At 71.2% G+C, this 17598-nt stretch carries 15 protein-coding genes; 7 read left to right on the top strand and 8 right to left on the bottom strand.

Going from position 1 to position 17598, the window contains the following annotated elements:
• Nucleotides 1-54: 54 nt before the first annotated feature.
• The 5 genes from AC5K6T_RS27270 to AC5K6T_RS27250 are packed head-to-tail and all read left to right on the top strand — an operon-like array spanning nucleotide 55 to nucleotide 3134.
• Nucleotides 55-957, top strand: a complete 903-nt coding sequence (locus tag AC5K6T_RS27270) for a radical SAM protein (RefSeq protein WP_493213129.1) — start codon at nucleotides 55-57, stop codon at nucleotides 955-957.
• The gene (locus tag AC5K6T_RS27265; RefSeq protein WP_493213127.1) at nucleotides 950-1591 is read left to right on the top strand and encodes a P-loop nucleotide/nucleoside kinase family protein; all 642 of its coding nucleotides are present in this window, start codon (nucleotides 950-952) and stop codon (nucleotides 1589-1591) included. Before AC5K6T_RS27270 ends, AC5K6T_RS27265 begins: the two co-directional genes overlap by 8 nt.
• Nucleotides 1509-2171: a class I SAM-dependent methyltransferase gene (locus AC5K6T_RS27260; RefSeq protein WP_493213125.1), complete on the top strand. Its 663-nt coding sequence runs from the start codon at nucleotides 1509-1511 to the stop codon at nucleotides 2169-2171. The genes AC5K6T_RS27265 and AC5K6T_RS27260 overlap by 83 nt, the downstream gene beginning before the upstream one ends.
• A gap of 11 nt (nucleotides 2172-2182) precedes the next feature.
• On the top strand, nucleotides 2183-2770 hold the full coding sequence (locus tag AC5K6T_RS27255) for a class IV adenylate cyclase (RefSeq protein WP_493213123.1): 588 nt from the start codon (nucleotides 2183-2185) through the stop codon (nucleotides 2768-2770).
• 19 nt (nucleotides 2771-2789) lie between these two features.
• Nucleotides 2790-3134, top strand: coding sequence for a hypothetical protein (locus tag AC5K6T_RS27250; RefSeq protein ID WP_493213121.1), 345 nt, complete (start codon nucleotides 2790-2792; stop codon nucleotides 3132-3134).
• Between the two features lie 137 nt (nucleotides 3135-3271).
• Here the strand turns inward: AC5K6T_RS27250 and AC5K6T_RS27245 are convergent, their stop codons facing one another.
• Together AC5K6T_RS27245 and AC5K6T_RS27240 are read right to left on the bottom strand one after the other, a co-directional pair.
• Nucleotides 3272-3577: a hypothetical protein gene (locus tag AC5K6T_RS27245; RefSeq protein WP_493213120.1), complete on the bottom strand. Its 306-nt coding sequence runs from the start codon at nucleotides 3575-3577 to the stop codon at nucleotides 3272-3274.
• Nucleotides 3578-3614: 37 nt separating this feature from the next.
• On the bottom strand, nucleotides 3615-8786 hold the full coding sequence (locus AC5K6T_RS27240; RefSeq protein ID WP_493213491.1) for a DUF6531 domain-containing protein: 5172 nt from the start codon (nucleotides 8784-8786) through the stop codon (nucleotides 3615-3617).
• A 584-nt stretch (nucleotides 8787-9370) separates the two neighbouring features.
• On the opposite strand from AC5K6T_RS27240, the gene AC5K6T_RS27235 reads away from it, so the two are divergent.
• A complete protein-coding gene (locus AC5K6T_RS27235) occupies nucleotides 9371-9613 on the top strand; it encodes a hypothetical protein (RefSeq protein ID WP_493213118.1) in 243 nt (80 codons plus the stop codon).
• Nucleotides 9614-9668: 55 nt separating this feature from the next.
• On the top strand, nucleotides 9669-10385 hold the full coding sequence (locus AC5K6T_RS27230; RefSeq protein ID WP_493213116.1) for a GNAT family N-acetyltransferase: 717 nt from the start codon (nucleotides 9669-9671) through the stop codon (nucleotides 10383-10385).
• Here AC5K6T_RS27230 and AC5K6T_RS27225 read toward each other — a convergent pair.
• The 6 genes from AC5K6T_RS27225 to AC5K6T_RS27200 all read right to left on the bottom strand — a co-directional run bounded on the left by AC5K6T_RS27225 (nucleotide 10352) and on the right by AC5K6T_RS27200 (nucleotide 17557).
• Nucleotides 10352-11611: a YncE family protein gene (locus AC5K6T_RS27225; protein WP_493213114.1), complete on the bottom strand. Its 1260-nt coding sequence runs from the start codon at nucleotides 11609-11611 to the stop codon at nucleotides 10352-10354. The genes AC5K6T_RS27230 and AC5K6T_RS27225 overlap by 34 nt on opposite strands.
• Complete coding sequence (locus AC5K6T_RS27220) at nucleotides 11611-12414, bottom strand: polysaccharide deacetylase family protein (protein WP_493213112.1); 804 nt, start codon at nucleotides 12412-12414, stop codon at nucleotides 11611-11613. Before AC5K6T_RS27220 ends, AC5K6T_RS27225 begins: the two co-directional genes overlap by 1 nt.
• 350 nt (nucleotides 12415-12764) lie before the next feature.
• Nucleotides 12765-13373, bottom strand: coding sequence for an ATP-binding protein (locus tag AC5K6T_RS27215; protein ID WP_493213111.1), 609 nt, complete (start codon nucleotides 13371-13373; stop codon nucleotides 12765-12767).
• A gap of 178 nt (nucleotides 13374-13551) precedes the next feature.
• Nucleotides 13552-14319, bottom strand: a complete 768-nt coding sequence (locus AC5K6T_RS27210; RefSeq protein ID WP_493213109.1) for an enoyl-CoA hydratase/isomerase family protein — start codon at nucleotides 14317-14319, stop codon at nucleotides 13552-13554.
• Between the two features lie 213 nt (nucleotides 14320-14532).
• Complete coding sequence (locus AC5K6T_RS27205) at nucleotides 14533-15774, bottom strand: L,D-transpeptidase (RefSeq protein ID WP_493213107.1); 1242 nt, start codon at nucleotides 15772-15774, stop codon at nucleotides 14533-14535.
• Nucleotides 15775-16315: 541 nt separating this feature from the next.
• A complete protein-coding gene (locus AC5K6T_RS27200; protein ID WP_493213105.1) occupies nucleotides 16316-17557 on the bottom strand; it encodes a L,D-transpeptidase in 1242 nt (413 codons plus the stop codon).
• Nucleotides 17558-17598 lie beyond the last annotated feature (41 nt).

The raw sequence follows: 17598 nt of genomic DNA, 5'->3' as shown, positions 1-17598 counted from the left end.
CGGGCAGAAGGCCACTATCGGGTTCCCAACAGGCAGTCAGCCGAAGGAGCCGATGTGATCGGGGAAGTCACCGGGATCAGGAAGATCCGAATGCTGTACCTGCAGCTGCTCTACCGCTGCAACTTCACGTGCCTGCACTGCTTCCACGGCGAGCGGCTCCAGTACGCCGACGCCTTCACCGCCGAGGAAGCCGCAAGCCTCCTCACTCTGATGCGGGACGAGTACGGTACGGAGACCGTGACCCTGCTCGGCGGGGAGCCGTTCGTCCACCGGGACCTCGCGCAGGTCGTCCGCCACGCGAAGGAGGAGCTGGGCCAGCGCGTCGGGATCTGCACCAACGGGTACCGGATCGAGCGCCGCCTGACCGAGATCGCTCCGTACTTGGACCTGCTCAGGGTCTCGTTGGAGGGCGTCGGATCGACCAACGACGGCATCCGCAGGCAGGGCAGTTACCAGAGCGCCCTGAACTCGCTCAGTCTGGCGCGGGACCTCGGCGTATCGACGGGCGCGACCATGACCGTCACCTCGCGGAACATCGATGAGGTCCTCCCTCTCGTAAGAGTCTTGGCGCAGCTCGGGGTCCGGCAACTCAAGCTCCACCACCTGCGGCCGGTCGGCAACGCCGCCGACCACCCCGAGCTGCTGGTCACCGCTCCCTCCGCCTACGGCCGGCTGCGCGAAGAGCTCGCCGCGGCCGACCTGCCCCTGGAGGTGATCGTCGACGAGGACCTCTCCGAACACGGCGCCCCGCAGGCGTGCGCACCGTCCGACGGTCCTCGCGAGATCGACCGCATCGAGGCCGACCCGCGCGGTGCGCTGACCATGTCCTGCAAGGCCGTGGGCAAGGACTCGCACGCCTTCTGGTACGAGAAGGCGGCAGGACGCATCGTCCACAAGCCCTCCTCTGCCGACGAGCTCACTCTCGCGGTGCCGGACGTGGTGTACGGCCGTGCCTGATCACCCGCGCTTCGAGAGCCTGGAGGGATTACGCGGCACCGGTAAGTCAACCCTGGCGCCGATGCTCGCCGCCGCTCGGCAAGCCGTCCTCGTCGCCACCGTCCCGCCCCTCTACCAGCCGCTCAGACGTGCGGTGGACGAGCGGACGAACGTCGAGGCGCGGATGTGCCTGTACCTTTCCGCTCTGTTCACCGCGGCCGAAGAGATCCAGCACCATCTCGACGCCGGCGTCCCGGTCGTTGTCGAGAGCTACTTCGCCCGGTGCCTCGCCACCCATCGGGCCCTGGGCGCCCGGCTCGGCATCACCCTGCCGAGCTGGCTGCCGAAACCCGTCACGTACCACCTCGTCTGCGACGACGACGAACGACAGCGTCGCCTCGGTGGGCGGAACAAGCCGGCATCGCGGTGGGACGCACTGGTCGAGACCGTCCCGGACCGGGTGACGGACGCCTATGCCTCGTTCCCGATGCACCGTGTCGACACCACCGGGCGCAGCCCTGACGAGGTCCTCCGCGTGATCACGGACACCGATACGCAAGGAGCGCACTCCCATGCAGACACAGAGCCTGTGGGAGCACACCCTCACCTTTTTCCCGCAGTTCCTCGCCACGTTGCGGGAACGCGTCGCCCATGACGCCACCGTCGCGGTTGTCGGCGCGAGCGACGGCAAGTTCGTCCTGCCCCTCGCCGCCGCCGGCTACCACGTCGTCGCCATCGAACGCGACGCGGTCGCCCTCCACGGGGGCGACGTCCACCTCCCGGGTGACAGCCAGGCACACGCGTTGGGCCTGATCGATCGACTGAAGCTCGAAGAACTCCACGAACGCGTAGAGCTCGTTGAGGACGACTTCCTCGACGGCGAACCCCTGGGCCTGCAGTGCGAGGCGGTCTGGACGAGCTGCTCGTGGCACTACAGTGCCAACCACCACCGCCCGCTCGTCGAGTTCGTCGACCGCATGCAGCGCCTGGTCCGCCCGGGCGGTGTGTTCGGCGCGGAGTTCATGATGCCCGTCGAAAGACGCCACCACATGATCGAGCACTACACCTCTCCCGAGCGCCTTCGCCACCACTTCCTCGGCGACTGGGAGGTCCTGCTCACCCTGCGCACCAACGAGTTCACCGAGCGGCCCCACGTCGGTCAACTGCACGACCACACCCACCGCATGGGCCTGCTCATGGCGGCCCGGACGTCCCCCCTCACCGACCACTTCTGAGAGAAGGACCCATGAAGCACGAGTACGAGGCGAAGTTCCTGGCCGTCGACGCCGCCGGCCTCCAGGCCAAGCTGACTGCCCTCGGCGCCGTTCAAGCGTTCCCCCGCACCCTCCTCACCCGCAAGATCTTCGAGAACGACTCCCTGGACGGCGGGGCCTGGATTCGGCTGCGTGACGAGGGCACCCGCTCGACGCTCACGCTCAAGCAGGTCACCGACGCCACGACGATCGACGGCACCAAGGAGATCGAGACCGAGGTCACCGACGTGCACGCCATGGCCGACATCCTGCGCCGGGTCGGCCTCACCGAGGTGCGCTACCAGGAGAACTACCGCGAGGAGTGGCGCCTGGGCGAGGTCGCCTTCGACTTCGACACCTGGCCCGACCTTCCCACCTTCCTGGAGATCGAGGGACCCGACGAGGCGTCGGTGCGGCAGGCCGCCGCGCTGCTGGACCTCGACTACTCCGAGGCCCGCTTCGGCAGCGTCGACGAGATCTACAAGAGCGAGGCCGGCCGCGACATCCTCGCCGAACCCACCCTCCTGTTCTCCGACGCCGAGAAGCAGGAGGACACTTCTCCTACGACCCAGGGCCGTTGATCGCGGAGGCGGACGAGCAATGCTGACGGAAGTCGCCTTACAGCACAGGGTGATCCCCGGGATCGCCGAGTTCGCCCGCGGAGGACTGCCTGCACCGGCGGCCACCGACGACGGCAACGAATGGGTCGACGGATTCTGCTGGCTCTACTGCGGGCAGCGGTGGACGCGCGTCCTGTGGATCGGCCCCGCCAGAGTCGCCGGCGCCCAGGCGCCGATGTACGCGTGCGCTGCCTGCGGCGCCGACGACCCCAGCCAGCGGCAGGCCATGTCCGAGGGAGCGTGGCCGGCACTCGGTCACAACGCCCATGGCGAGAAGGCCAGCGGCATTGAGGCGTCCCGCACGGCCGACGCCCCACCGGACTGAGCCACCACCCTGCCGAGCTTCCGGCGCCGTGACCCGGCCGAGCTCCATGCCGGGTCCCAACCGGCGGGACTCACGGAGTGGGATGCCGAGAGGCCGGGCTCCGGGGGAGCACGGCCTCTCGGGTGGTGACGTGGCGCCTACCAGTAGGCGCGCGTGACCTGGTCAGGCAGTCGCCCCTGCCGCTCCCTCTCCTGGAAGATCACCGATGCCGCCATCAGGAAAGCGTGGCGGAGTTTCTGGTCCGGGTCGGGGTTTTCCACATTCCCGACGTTTTTGTCGAGGAGCATGTCGCCCAGGGTTGTTCCCTCCGCTGTGCAGGGGCGGGCGACTGATTCCTCCGGGTCGATCATGATGTTCCCGGCGGCCCCTTCTGCGGTTTCCCAGGCGTAGACGGATCCCGCTTCGAGAGAAGCGATCTTCCTACACGTCAGTGATGCTGTCACGGGGATTTCCACCAGTTCGCTCGCGCCACGGATTCGATCATCGGAATCCTATACCGTCCGCTGCGGGCGCATGTTCGTCCCAGGTGTGGCCAGCGTCCAGGGTCGCCTGGTGGGCGCGGCGATAGTTCTGGTCGCCGTGCTGACGCATCCAGTTCGACTCGTACAGTTCATGCGCAAGCAAATCGAAATCGCTGGGGTGCGGATTTCCGTTCTGGAGGCGTTCCCAGGCCCTGGCGATACGCGGATTGGCATCGAATCGCAGCATTCCCGCGTCGAGCTGATGCGATTCGACGAACAGGTGGTTGTAGATCTGATTGATGTCGGCCGCGGAATAGCCGTGCGACGCTGCGGTCTGCGCCACCCGGTCGAGCTGGGCGTCGGCGCGGATCGCGTGATAGGCGTGGTCCGCCCATTCCAGCTCGAAGTCCATCTCGCTGCGCGGCCGGCGGAAGGCCGAACCGCCGGACTGCAGCTCCCGCTCCGTGGCCACCGCGGCCCGCCGCCACCCCGTCAGCCCGCCGACCCCGGTGAGGACCAGCTGCTGGGCGAGTTCGTCGGCGGTCTCCGCGTACAGATCGGCGAGCGCGTCGCAGCCCTGCTGCCGGAGCATGTACTCGGCTCGGTAGAGCCGGTAGGCGGGTCGGACGGGAAGGTACTTGTCGATGAACGCGCCCGCGCCGCCGTTCTCGCCGGTGAACGCGTCCTGAAGGTCCCCGAGGAAGACGAACGGCGACTTGGCGACGTCGACGAAGGCGTCCCCGAAGATGCCGAGCGCCTCGCCGAAGCTGTCGACCCGGTCGTTGTTGGGGTCGTCGGGGGTCAGACCGCTGGGGTCGGTGAGTACGCTGGGCACGTTGTCGGCGTAGGCGTACGCGGAGACGTACGGCGTCGACAGGTCCCGGGCGGCCGGATCGGATCGTGTGAAGCGGCCGGTGGCGGTGTCGTACTGGCGGGCGTGCAGGTCGAGATGGCCGGTGCTGGTCTCGTACCGGGCACCGGTGTACGACGGGGTACTCGCGGGCGCGCCGCTGGTAGTGGTGTTCAGGACGCGGGTGCCGAACGAGTCGTAGGCCCAGCGCTGGTAGAGGGTCCCGGTGCTGCCGGCGACGTCGACCGGGGAGCCCTGGGTGTCATGGTGGTAGTAGAAGAGCGCCCCTGCGCCGGTCTTGGTGGCGGTGGGCTGGCCGAGCGGGTCGTAGCGGTAGGACTGCTTGATGGCCCAGGCGCTGTCGTACTCGGTGGCCAGGATCGGCAGCGGCGCGTTGGGGTCCCACTGGGTGCGGTGGGTGACCACGCCGTCCTTGAGGGTGGCGACCTGGTTGCCGCTCGCGTCGTGGTCGTAGGTGTAGGCGGTGCCCCCGACCGTGGCGGCGGAGATCTGCCCCGCCAGGTCGTAGGTGTAGGTGTCGGCGCCCGCCTTGGTCCGGTTGCCCGCGGCGTCGTGGCCGTAGGCGGTGGTCGTGGTGCCGGTGGTGGTCGAGGTGAGCTGGTCGGCCGCGTCGTAGGCGTAGCCCGTCGAGGTGGTGCCCAGGGTGGAGGTCAGCCGGTTGCCGACCTTGTCGTAGGTGTAGGACGTGGTGCGGCCGGCGCCGCAGCCGGTGACCCAGGGCTGCGGCGCGCAGCCGGAGGCGAGCCGGCCGGCCGCGTCATAGGTGAGGTCGTAGCCGCCGGTGCCGACGCCGGCCCGGGTGACGTCGACGCGCGAGGGCAGGCCCGCCGCGGACAGTGTCAGCGCCGTCCTGGTGACAGTGGCGCCCGCCTTGGTGGTGGTCACCGCGGTGACCCGGCCCGCCCGGTCGTACGTGCGGTCCTCGGTCTCGGTGTTGGGCAGGGCCGACGTGGTCAGGTTGCCCGCCGGGTCCCAGGTGTACGTGGTGGTCTTGCCGTCGGCCGCCATCGTCGCGGTGCGGCCGTCGGCGTCGTACGTGTACGTGATCGTGCTGCCGTCGGAGTACGTGCGGGTCAGCATCTGCCCGGCGGCGTCATAGGTGTAGGCGAAGCCGCGCGTCTTGGTCAGGTTGCCGACCGCGTCGTAGACGAAGTCCTCGGAGATCTTGGAGTTCGCGCGGGCGGTCAGCTGCCCGGCGTCGTCGTAGCCGAAGGTCGCGTCGGGGGTGGCATCCGAGTAGTCGATCTCGGTGAGCAGACCGCGCGGGTCGTAGGTGTACCCGGTGGTGCCGCGTGGCGTGGTCTTCCCGGTGACGTTGCCCTCCGCGTCGTACGCGTAGGTCGTCTTCCGTTCCAGCGGGTCGGTGACCGAGGTGAGGCGGTGCACCGCGTCGTAGCCGTACGCGGTGACGTGGCCGTTCGCGTCGGTGCGCTCGGTGAGGTTGCCGAGCTTGTCGTAACCGTAGGCGGTCACCGCGTCGTCGGGGGCGGTGACCCTGGTCAGCCGGTCCAGGTCGTCGTAGCCGTAGGAGGTGGTGCGCCCGTCGGCGTCCTTGCGCTCGACGACCCTGCCGAGGGGGTCGTAGGCGGTGCTGGTCACCCCGCCGAGCGGGTCGGTGACCTGGGTGGGATTGCCCGCCGGGTCGTATCCGTACGTCGTCGTGTACTGGGCGGGGTCGGCGCCGGTGGCATTGCCGCGCGGGTCGACCGCGGTGGCCCGGCGGCCGTCGCCGTCGTAGGTCCAGCTCGACGTGTGGCCGAGGGGGGAGGTTCGGCTGAGCAGATTGCCGTCGGCGTCGTAGGCGTAGGTCGTGGTCCTGCCCAGCTGGTCGGTGCTGCTGCTGAGGCGGTTGTTCTTGTCGTAGCCGGCGGTGGTCGTCCTGCCCGCGGCGTCGGTGGTCCTGGTGACGTTGTCGTCGGCGTCGTAGGTGTAGCCGGTGGTGTGGCCCAGCGGGTCGGTGACCACGAGCGGCCGGTTGATCGCGTCGTAGGTCGTCTTCGTCGTCGCGCCGGTGGGACCGGTGGTCTCGGTGAGGTTGCCGGCCGCGTCGTACACGTAGGACGTGGTGTAGGCGGCCGGGTCGGCACCGGAGACGTTCCCGCGCGCCGAGACACTGCTGAGCAGCCGGCCCGCCTTGTCGTACGTGTAGGTGGTCCGGCCGCCGGCCGCGTCGGTCTCGGAGGCGAGCCGTCCGCTCGCGTCGTAGGTGCGGGTGAGGGACCTGCCTGCCGGGTCGGTGGTCCGGGTCAGGTTTCCTGCGTCGTCGTAGCCGAGCGTGGCGGCGTCGCCCGCCGGGTTGCGCACCGACGTCAACTGCTCGGCGCCGTTGTACTCGTAGGTCGTTGTACGGCCCAGGGCGTCCGTGGCCGAGCGGAGCAGACCGCGGCCGTCATAGGTGTACTTCGTGGTGTAGGCGGCCGGGTCGGCGCCGGAGACGTTCCCGCGCGGGTCCGTCCTGGTCAGGACGCGGCCTGCCTTGTCGTACGTGAACGTCGTCTTCCTGCCCAGCGGCGTGGTGACCGACGTCCGGTTGCCCGCGGTGTCGTACCCGTAGGCGGTGACCTTGCCGCGCGGGCTCGTCACGGTCTCCAGTGAGCCGAGCGCGGTGTACGTGTAGACGGTCTTGCCGCCCGTCGGGTCCGTCGTCGACGTCAGCCGGTTCGCGGTGTACGCGTACGTCGTCCTGTTGCCGCGGCCGTCGGTGTGGCTGGTGAGGTTGCCCGCGGTGTCGTAGCCCCAGCTCTCCTGGTAGCCGAGTGCGGCCGGTGCGGTGCGGGTGAGCATCCGCCCCGCGGTGTCGTACGTCATCTCCGTGGTGTTGCCGCGCTGGTCGGTGATGGCGACGGGGCGAAGCCGACGGTCGTAGTCGTAGGTGATGCGCTTGCCGTACGGGTCGATCGTCTCCATCAGGACGTTGCCGGCGTAGACGTCGGTCCACACGCCGCCGTCGGGCGCGGTGGTGTGCGACTCGCTCTTGCCGTCCCAGGTGAACGTGGTGGTCCTGCCGTTCGGGTCGGTCTGGGACTTGATACGGCCCGCGCTGTCGTAGACGTTGCTGACCTCGCCGCCCGCCGGGTCGGTGTAGGACGACAGCCGCTTGTCCGTGTCGTACGTGTACGAGGACGTCCTGCCGGCCGGGTCGGTGACCGAGGTCAGCAGGCCGTCGGTGTAGCTGTACGAGACCGATGTGCCGTCCGGCAGGCCCACCTTGGACAGCAGTCCGTCGGCGTCGGGTGTGAAGGAGGTGGTGCGGCCGGCGGCGTCCTTGACGGAGGCGAGCTTGCCCGACGCGTACGTCAGGCTCAGGCCCTTGCCCGCCGCGCCGGCCACGGAGGTCAGCAGTCCGGCGCTGTCGAAGGTCCGCACCGTGTGGTCCGGGGTGGTGACCGTGTACGTACTCGTCCCCTTGACCAGCTTGGCCGTCGTGCCTGCCGGGGCGGTGTACGTGCCGTCGCTCGCCTGTGTGAACACGAACGACGCCCCGTCGCCCGTCCGGTACGTCGCCTTCCCCGTCGCGAGGGTCAGCCGCGCGTCGAACGGCGTCGCCCAGCCGCGCCCCAGCAGACCGGTGGCGGTCGAGTCCGACCGATAGGTGCGCTCCAGGGTCAGCGGCACACCGGGGCCGGTCAGAGAGGCGTCGGTGAGCTGCTCGTAGAACATGCCGGTCGCCGTGTTGACCGGGTCGGCGCGGTGGGCCTGGGCGTAACAGGTGCAGATGCCCGCCGCCGCGCCGGGGATGCCGGGCGTGTAGAAGGCCTCCACCAGCGGGGAGACGGTGCCGCCCGGGCTCGAGCCGTCGGCGTTGTTCAGGAAGACCCAGGCGTAGTACTTCCTGCCGTCCTCCAGGATTTCGCCCGGTTCACTGCCGGCCCACCAGAAGCACTGGTCGGTGGGGTAGGAGTTGCTCGACCACCAGTCGTAGCACCAGGCACCGGTGTCCGGGGTGTCCCCGCTGGGGTCGTCGGTGGACTTCTTGATCTCCTGCTGAACGACGGGGGAGCCCGCCTCGTCCAGGACGTACAGCCACATCCCGCTGTATGTCGATCCCCGCCGCGGCAGCTTCACCTGCCCGCCGATCGACAGCATGCCGGGGTACGCGGTCGCCCAGGCCGACACCCAGGCCGGGTTCTCGGGCGCGGCGGCGAGGCGCTGCGCGGTTGTGCCCTGCTCGGCGGCGGGACCGCGCTCGATGCGCTCCGTGTCCGGCCGGCTGTGGGCGGTGCCCTTGGCTGTCCGCTCCGGCGCGTTCATGTAGCCCCGCATGGGCGACAGTTCGTGCCGGTCCTTCGCGACCTGCTTGCGGCGCTCGGCCAGCGTCATCGCCCCTGGCGGATCGGGCAGGTCCTCGGCCGTACGCGCTTCGACCTGGGCGACACCCGCCGCGGCACTGCCCGGCCGGTCCCAGGGCGCCGCCCAGGACGGGGCGGCAGCCGCTGTCACGAGGAGAACGAAGGCCACGAAGGCCGTGACAACTCTTCGCGCTTGTGCGCGCATGGCGAATCACCTGTGAGGCAGCAGTGAGCAGAGACTCGGTGATGTTGATCCACAAAGCGTCCGCAGTAACGCGCGGTACGAAGTACGGCTGGATCGCGTCGGCGAGGCTGAAGTGGTGAGAGGGGAAGCGCCCTGGTCACGGGCGGCGGGCGAAGGCTGGGCGGGTGCTCAGGTTGGCTTGGGCGCGGCGATGCGGGCGAACCGGGACAGCGGAACGCGCCGTCGCCGGTGGAGGACGGGGCGGAGGCCGACCCTCGAACGGCCACGGCGGCCTCGGTCGCGAGGCCGCCGCGGATGGCGGCGAGAGGCCGGCCCGGGTCCCGGTGCGGGCGACCACCCCACCCCGGTCAGGGCCCTGCTGGTCCCGGACGAACCGCGAAGTCGCCCACTGACGACGATCTTGAAACGACGTGCAGACAGGCACCGACTGCCGGCGCGCCTCGAACGAGGGCGACGGGCAGGACAAGGCCGCCTGGCTCAGGGTGAAGCGCGCCGAGGAGCAGACCGCGTCGAAAGCCTGGTCCGAGCAGTACCGGATGCCTCCGCCGGAGGGGACCGAGCGGGCGGTTCCCCGGGGGCGTGCGCTGCCGTCACCAGACCCCGAGGACCAGCTCATGTTGTGCCGCCCGGGCATCCGCGTCGTGAGAGTCTGACGCTGCGGTGCGGGGCGGAGAGCCGGCGACGACGGAAGGGACCGGTGTCAGGGGCATGGAGAGCTTGCGGAGGATTCTCGACGCGGCCGCGCGGGGCGACTTCCCGCCGTGCGACGGGGGCACCACGGTGGTGCCGCAGCCGTCACCGCGGGACGCCGGTGTCATCGCGTTCACCGGGCACTCGGTCGTGTTCACCGACGAGGACCCGCGCTGGGTGGCCGGGACGCTGCGCGCGCTGGACTGCGACCCGCTCGCCGCGGCGATGAACCCGCGTTTCCTGACGGCGCTGCTGGAGCGCACGGACCGCGTCACGGAGTGCGTCGACGCGCTGCTGGCGGGCTCCCCGCTGCCCGGCGAACCGTCGCTGCCGCTGAAGGAGATCGGCGATCCGGGGCACCCGCGGGTCGCCTACGCCCGCACGCGCCGCGACGACGTACGCGTGTGGGAGGCGGAGGGCGGGGTGCTGGTGACGGGCCGGGGGGTGGCCGGGCGGCTGGAGGTGTCCGTCGAGGTCGACGAGGACGCCCGCCACCGGGGGGTGGGGCGTGAACTCGTCCTCGCCGCCCGGCAGCTGGCCGACGAGACGGTGTGGGCTCAGGTCGCGCCGGGGAACGCCCGCAGTGTGCGGGCGTTCCAGGCAGCCGGCTACCGGCCGGTGGGCTCGGAGGCGCTGCTGCGCGCACGGCCCGGAGCCGCTGCCCCGGCTTCGGGGGCGGGGACGGCCGTACGGCAGGAGGGTCAGCGGAAGATGCCCGTGTGGCCGAGGGAGTAGCGGCCGGGCTGGGGGTACACCGCCAGGCCGTGCGGTCCGCTGCCCACCTTGATGCGGGCGAGCTGTTCGCCGGTGCGGGTGTCGATGGCGTACACCTCGGCGTCGTAGCGCCCCGACAGCCACAGGACCTTGCCGTCGGCGGAGACACCGCCCATGTCGGGGCTGCCGCCGTCGGGCAGGTGCCACTTCTTGGTCAGCTTGTTCTGGGTGAAGTCGAACACCGAGACGGTGCCCTCGCCCCGGTTGGACACGTACATCTCGCGGGAGTCGCGGCCGACGTACAGGCCGTGGCAGCCCTTGCCGGTGGGCAGCAGGGTCGGTTCGGTGAACTTGTCGCCGTCCAGCACCCACATGCCGTGGGCCATCATGTCCGCGATGTAGAACCGCTTGCCGTCCGGGGAGATCTTCACGTCCTGGGGCATGGCCCCCTCGAAGGGGAGCTTCTGCTGCGCGACGACCTTCATCTTCTCGGTGTCGACCTTCAGCAGTTCGCCGCTGAACTCGCAGGAGACGATGAAGTAGCGGCCGTCCAGGGAGAAGTCCGCGTGGTTGACGCCGTAGCAGGTGACCGGTTCGGTCTTGACCCGCTCCATGGTGTGCGGGTCGCGGAAGACCAGCTCCCGGTCGAGGGAGGCCATCACGACGGCGTGTTTGCCGTTCGGCGTGAAGTACAGGTTGTACGGGTCGTGGACCTCGACCGGCTTGCCGGCCTTCCCCGTCTTCGGGTCGATCGGGGTGAGCGTGTGGCCGCGGTTGTTGTTGACCCAGAGGGTCTTCATGTCCCAGGAGGGCACGACGTGCTGCGGCTGCCGCCCCACGGGGATCGTCTCGATGATCTCGTACGTCTTCGGGTCGATCACCGAGACGGTGTCCGACTCGGTGTTCGGCACGTAGACCCGGGACGGGAAGTCCTTCACGACCGGGGAGAGCCGGTTCGGCCGGTCCGCCGCGTACACGTCCTTCGGGTCGAGCACGGGCGGCATCCCCGGCAGACCGTTGATCTGAGGCTTCTTGGGCGGCGCGGGAACGGCCGCGGTCTGGGTCGCGCGGCTGCGGTCCGCGTCGTCGCGGCTCTCGGTGCCGCACGCGGCGACGGCGGCGAGTCCGAGGAGGCAGGTCGCGGTGAGGGCGCGGCGGGTGCGGAGAGCACCGGGGGCGCGGAGGGTCCGGGGGGTGCTGGGGGTCCGGGGGGTGCGGGGGGCGGGGTGCGGGCGGTTTGGGCGCATCAGCTGAGCAGCTCCGTGGTGGTGACGGCGTGCAGGGCGCGGCGGTCGAGTTCTTCGAGGACGGCAGGGAGGGCGGCGACGGTGTCGGCGTAGCCGAAGTGCAGGCTCACCACGGAGCCCGGACGGATCGCGCCGAGGACGGTGCGGACGACGGCGGGGCCGCCCGGACCGGTGTAGTCGAGCGAGTCGACGTCGTACGACAGCACGTGCGGGTAGCCCGTGCGGCGGGCCAGGGCCTCCACCCGGGGCGAGGCGCGGGCCGTCCGGGAGGGCCGGAACCACGCCCCGATCGAGCCGGTGAGCCTGCGCAGGCGCGCGGCGCACGCGCTGATCTCGGCGAGGGCCTCGGCCTCCGGCAGCGCGTTGATGTCCAGGTGGCGCTGGGTGTGGTTGCCGAGTTCGTGTCCGCCGTCCAGGACGCGGCGGGCCAGCTCGGGGTGCTCGTCCAGCCAGCTGCCGACGGCGAGGACGGTGAGGCGGGCTCCGTGCCGCTCCGCTTCCGTGAGCAGGGCCCGGGCGGTGGCCGGGTCGCCGCTGCCGTGGAAGGTGAGGGCTACGCGGGGGTGGGTGCGGGGGCCGTGGGTGATCTGGGAGGGCTGGGTGGGGTAGCGGCGTGGGCCGGGGGCCGGGGCGGGGTGCGACGGGTGAGCGGGGCTCTGGGAGGGGGTGGAGGGCTTGGCGGGTGGGGTGGGGGTTCCCGGGGTGCTGGTGGTGGAGCAGGAGGTGGCCAGGGCGCCGCCGGCGAGGAGGGCTGCGGTGCGGAGGGTTGCGCGGCGGTCGGTGGGGGTGGTCACGGGGACCATTTAACGGAGGGGTGGGGGGAAATCCGGGGATTAGCCCGTTCGACGGTCTGGCCCCCTGGAGGTGGGGAGTGGGTACGGGGTGGGGTTCGCGCGATTCCCCGCGCCCCCGAAAGGCCGGAACCGCCCGTGCAAGCATGCGGATGTGGGGTGGGGTTCGCGCAGTTCCCGCGCCCCCGAGGAGCCGGGAGCGCCCGTGGGATCGTGCGGGCGCGGGGTGGGGTTCGCGCAGTTCCCGCGCCCCCGAGGGGCCGGGAGCGCCCGTGGGATCGTGCAAGTACGGGGTGGGGCTCGCGCAGTTCCCGCGCCCCCGAGGGGCCGGGAGCGCCCGTGGGATCGTGCGGGCGCGGGGGTCAGCGGTCTGTGAGTCTTATTTCGAACCAGGTGGTCTTGCCGCGGGGTAAGAGGTCGACTCCCCAGCGGTCGGAGAGCTTGTCGACGAGGAAGAGGCCTCGTCCGCTGGTGTCCAGCTCCTGGACCGGCATCAGGCAGGGCAGTCCACGGGAGGGGTCGCGCACCTCGATGCGGATCCAGCCGCGGCGCCGGAGCATGCGGAGCCCGAAGGCCCTGGCCCCGGTGTGCCGTACGGCGTTGCCCACCAGCTCCGACACGAGCAGCACCGCGTCCTCGGTGATCCTGTGGTTGAGTCCCCAGTGCCGCAGCACCACGACCTGGGTCAGACGGCGGGCGGTGGCGGCCGACTCGGGAAGGGAGGTGAGAAGCACTTCCTTCTCGGTCGGGTTGCCGTGCAACCCGAGCGCTCTGAGCGCTCGTTCGTCCTCCACCGCCGGCGACCAGCGCGCCGCCGTCGCACGGCCGTGTCCCCGCGGCTGCTCGATGCCCTCCAGCCCCGCCATGCCCCCATCATGGACGGCCGGCACGCCCCGCGGGGCCGTTCCAGCGGAATACGCCCCCCGGTACCGCCCGCCGCCGGGGTTCCGGACGGCATATGCCTTGGGCACTTCAGGGCCCGTCTCGGCTCGTCCGACCTGCGAAGACGGCTCATCGAACGGCACGGGACGGGCTCCCCCGACGCAACAGGCTTAAGGGTCCTTTAAGGCTGTCATAAACCGTCCCATCGGGGGACCCGGATCAGACATTCCGTCAATTGCAAGGGGCCGAACCGGATTCACTCCGCCGTCAGAGGAACTTCGCCTTCCCCGGACCCTCCTCCACGAAGCTGCGCATTCCCCGCTCGCGGTCCTCGGTCGCGAACAGACCCGCGAACCAGTTCCGTTCCACGGCCAGCCCCGTGTCGATGTCGGACTCCAGGCCCACGTCCACCGACTCCTTCGCCGCGCGCAGCGCGAGCGCCGGTCCCTGGGCCAGCTTCGCCGCCCAGGCGTGCGCCTCGGTGTAGACGTCGGCCTGCGGCACCACCCGGTCCACGAGCCCCAGCGTCAGGGCCTCGTCGGCCCTGATCATGCGCCCGGTGAAGATGAGGTCCTTCGCCCGGGACGGGCCGATCAGACGGGACAGCCGCTGGGTGCCGCCCGCGCCCGGGATCAGGCCGAGCAGGATCTCCGGCTGGCCGAGCTTGGCGTTGTCGGCGGCGATGCGGTAGTCGGCGCACAGCGCCAGTTCGCAGCCGCCGCCGAGCGCGTACCCGGTGACGGCGGCGACGACCGGCTTGGGGATGCGCGCCACCGCGGTGAAGGAGTCCTGGAGGGCACGGGACCGTTTGACCATCGCGGCGTGGTCCATGGCCTGCATCTCCTTGATGTCCGCACCCGCGGCGAACACCTTCTCGCCGCCGTACAGGACGACCGCGCGCACGTCGTCGCGGCCCGCGGCCTCCTCGGCGAGCTCCTTCAGCCGGTCCTGTGTGGCCACGTCCAGCGCGTTCATCGGCGGGCGGTCGAGGCGCAGCGTACCGACGCCCTCGGCAACTTCGAGATTCACGGTCATGGGAGGCAGGTTAACGAAGACTAACGGCCGGGGATCCGGTGCGCTCGGTCACATCGCTCACGACGGGACCGGATCGGTCCCCGACGGGCGGGCACCCTCCGGTTCGATGCGGCGGACCCGGCCCCGTGCCCGGGTCCGGGCACGGGGCCGGGCGACGGGGCCGGGCGACGGGGCCGGGCGACGGGGCACGGGCACCCTTCACGGACCGCGGTCCTACCGTGTCCACTCCGCCCACGACATGTTCCAGCCGTTGAGGCCGTTGGACGGGTCGACCACCGGGTCGGTGGAGTTCTTCACCTCGACCACGTCGCCGACGATCGACTGGGAGAAGAACCAGGCGGCTTCGACGTCCTTGTCCCAGCCGCCGCGCACATCGCGCAGGCCGATGCACCCGTGGCTGGCGTTGTAGTTGCCGAAGGCGCCGCCGCCCCAGTAGTTGCCGTGCACGAAGGTGCCGGAGGTGGTCAGGCGCATGGCGTGCGGCACGTCCTTGATGTCGTACTCGCCGTCGTAGCCGACCGTGTCGCCGTTCATCCGGGTCACGGTGAACTTCTCGCTGATGACCATCCTGCCGTTCCAGGTGGCGTACCCGGGCTTGCCGGTGGTCACGGGGAGGGTCTTGTAGAGCTTGCCGTCCCGCATGACCTTCATGGTGTGCCGGGCGGCGTCGACGACCGACACCTGGGCGCGGCCGATGGTGAAGGACACGGTCTTGGACTGCTCGCCGTAGACGCCGTCGCGGCCCTCGACGCCGTCGAGGTTCAGCTCGACGGTGACCCTGGTGCCCGGCTGCCAGTACTTCTCGGGCCGGAAGTCGAGCCGGTCGTTGCCGAACCAGTGGCCCTGGACGTCGACGGCCGGTTCGGTGCGGATCCTGACGGCGTTCTCGACGTCCTCGGGGTGGGTGATGCCCCGGGTGAAGCGGATCGAGAACGGCATGCCGACGCCGACGGTGGAGCCGTCCTCGGGGGTGAACGTGCCGATGAAGGTGTCGGCCGGGGTCAGTGTGGTGAAACCGGAGTCCTCGGCCGCCTCGCGCCCCTCGGAGTCCTCGGCGACCGCGTGCACCCGGTACTCGGTCGCGGCGGACAGATGCGTGCCCGGTGTCCAGGCGGTGCCGTCGGCGGAGATCGCGCCCTCGACGCGCCGGCCGCTGCCGTCCTCGACGACGACCTCGGTCAGCCTGCCGCCCGAGGCGCCGACCTTGAGCTCCCCGCTGGTGTCGACGTCCGTGGCGCCGCTCTCGGGCGCGATGGTGACGACGGCCCGCGACTGCCCGGTCGCGGCGGCCGCCGCGTTGCGTCCCTTGCCGCCGCCGGGCGCCTCGTCCTTCGGGGGCGCGGCTCCCCCGCCGCTGCAGGCGGTCACGGCCAGCAGCAACACCCCGGCGCACACGGCGCCCGGCGTTCGCCCCCGGGTGTGAACCGACGCCCCCCGTATCGGTCGCACCTTCACGTCGTACTCCCCTCCCCCTGGGCCCGAGCGGGCCCGCGTCCGCGTGTCCCGTGCACACGTCGGCGCATATTAACCAGCGGGTCAGGAGCATCCGGGTCGCGTGATGGTCACCGTTCGGTCCCAAACGGCCCGGTGCCGGCGGCTCGTCCGGCGGGGAGGAGGGGGAAGCCCCCTGGAAAGCGGGAGCCGGAGCGGGAGCCGGAGCGGCAGCGGAAGCGAAAGCGGGAGCCGGAGCGGCAGCGGGAGCCGGAACCGGAGCGGCAGCCGGAACCGGAGCGGGAGCCGGAGCGGCAGCGGGAGCCGGAACCGGAGCGGCAGCCGGAACCGGAGCGGGAGCCGGAGCGGCCGGGCAGGCACCGGGGCCGGGGGAGCGGCCGGGGTGGATCAGGTACGGGGACGGCCGGGACGGACCGGTACCGAGACGGCCGCGACGGACCCGGTACCGAGACGGCCGGGGCGGATTCCGTACGGGGACGGTCCGGGCGGCCTCCCCGGGCGCCCCCCGCCGTGCCCCGGCCCGGCCCCGCGACCGCCCCGTGTCTCAGCCGCCCACCGCGCTGCCCGCCTTCCACTCGCGCCATCCCATGTTCCAGCCACCGAGGCCGTTGTCGGGGGCGACCTTCTTGTCCTTGCTGCGGACGACCTCGACGACGTCCCCGACGAGGCTGCGGTCGAAGAACCAGCCCGCCGGGGTCTCCCCGCCGCCGCCCTGCACGTCGCGCAGCCCGACGCAGCCGTGACTGACGTTGGTGCTGCCGAAGACGGAGTCGTCCGCCCAGTAGTTGCCGTGCAGGAAGGTGCCGGACTCGGTCAGCCGCATGGCGTGCGGCACGTCGGGGATGTCGTACTCGCCCTTGCCGTCCTTCTTCGTGAAGCCGACCGTGGCGCCGTTCATCCGGGTCACCTCGAACATCTCGGTGATCACCATCTTGCCGTTGTACGTGGTGGTCTTCGGGGCGCCCGCGGTGATCGGCACGGTCGCCAGCAGCGCGCCGTCGCGCCGCACCTCCATGGTGTGGCGGGCCGCGTCCACGACCGAGACCTGGCTGCGGCCGACGGTGAAGCCGAGGGTCTTGTGCTGGAGTCCGTAGACGCCGGGCGCGCCCTCCACGTCGCGCAGCCGCAGTTCCACGGTGACCTCGGTGCCGGGTTTCCAGTACTGCTCGGGCCGGAAGTCGAGCCGGGCGGTGCCGAACCAGTGCGGGCGGATCTCCACCGGCGGGCTCGCGGTCACCCGCACGGCCCGCTCCACCGCGGCCCGGTCGGTGATCTCCCGGTTGAACTCCACGGAGACGATCATTCCGGTGCCGACCGTGGCCCGGTCCTCGGGGCTGACGTACCCGATGAACCGCTCCTCGGGGACGTGGGTGGTGAAGGTGGTGTGCCGGGCGGAGCGGCGGCCGTGGCCGTCCAGGGCGACCACGTCGACGCTGTACCTGGCGGCCAGCGCGAGCCGGGCGGCGGCCGGCCGCCAGCTCAGCCCGTCCGCGGAGATCCGGCCGGGCACCTCCGACTCCTGCGCGTCCTGCGACACCACCACCTTCACCGACTCCAGCCGCCCGTCCGGCACCCGCACCGACAGCGGCGCGTCGGGCCGTACGGCCGTACTGCCGTCCCGCGGGGTGACGCGGATGGCGTCCTCGGGGGCCCGGGGCTTGCCGAACATGCCGTCCAGCCCGCCGCCGCCCGTGCAGCCGGCCGCCCCGGCCAGCAGTCCCGCCCATGTCAGTACGGCGGCCAGTGCGGCCCCCGCGCGCCGTGCGCGCCCTTGTGCATGCCTCACATGGGTGCCCAACGACGCGCCCCGCCCCGGGGAAACGTGAG

The organism is Streptomyces sp. B8-7 (assembly GCF_058833805.1).
This window is presented reverse-complemented; position numbering and strand designations above follow the sequence as displayed.

Bases quoted from the DNA above. Each gene is read 5' to 3' on its own strand.
- AC5K6T_RS27260 (WP_493213125.1), top strand. From the start codon at position 1,509: ATGCAGACACAGAGCCTGTGGGAGCACACCCTCACCTTTTTCCCGCAG.
- AC5K6T_RS27220 (WP_493213112.1), bottom strand. From the start codon at position 12,414: ATGGTCCCCGTGACCACCCCCACCGACCGCCGCGCAACCCTCCGCACC.
- AC5K6T_RS27230 (WP_493213116.1), top strand. From the start codon at position 9,669: ATGGAGAGCTTGCGGAGGATTCTCGACGCGGCCGCGCGGGGCGACTTC.
- AC5K6T_RS27255 (WP_493213123.1), top strand. From the start codon at position 2,183: ATGAAGCACGAGTACGAGGCGAAGTTCCTGGCCGTCGACGCCGCCGGC.
- AC5K6T_RS27240 (WP_493213491.1), bottom strand. From the start codon at position 8,786: ATGACGCTGGCCGAGCGCCGCAAGCAGGTCGCGAAGGACCGGCACGAA.
- AC5K6T_RS27210 (WP_493213109.1), bottom strand. From the start codon at position 14,319: ATGACCGTGAATCTCGAAGTTGCCGAGGGCGTCGGTACGCTGCGCCTC.
- AC5K6T_RS27250 (WP_493213121.1), top strand. From the start codon at position 2,790: ATGCTGACGGAAGTCGCCTTACAGCACAGGGTGATCCCCGGGATCGCC.
- AC5K6T_RS27225 (WP_493213114.1), bottom strand. From the start codon at position 11,611: ATGCGCCCAAACCGCCCGCACCCCGCCCCCCGCACCCCCCGGACCCCC.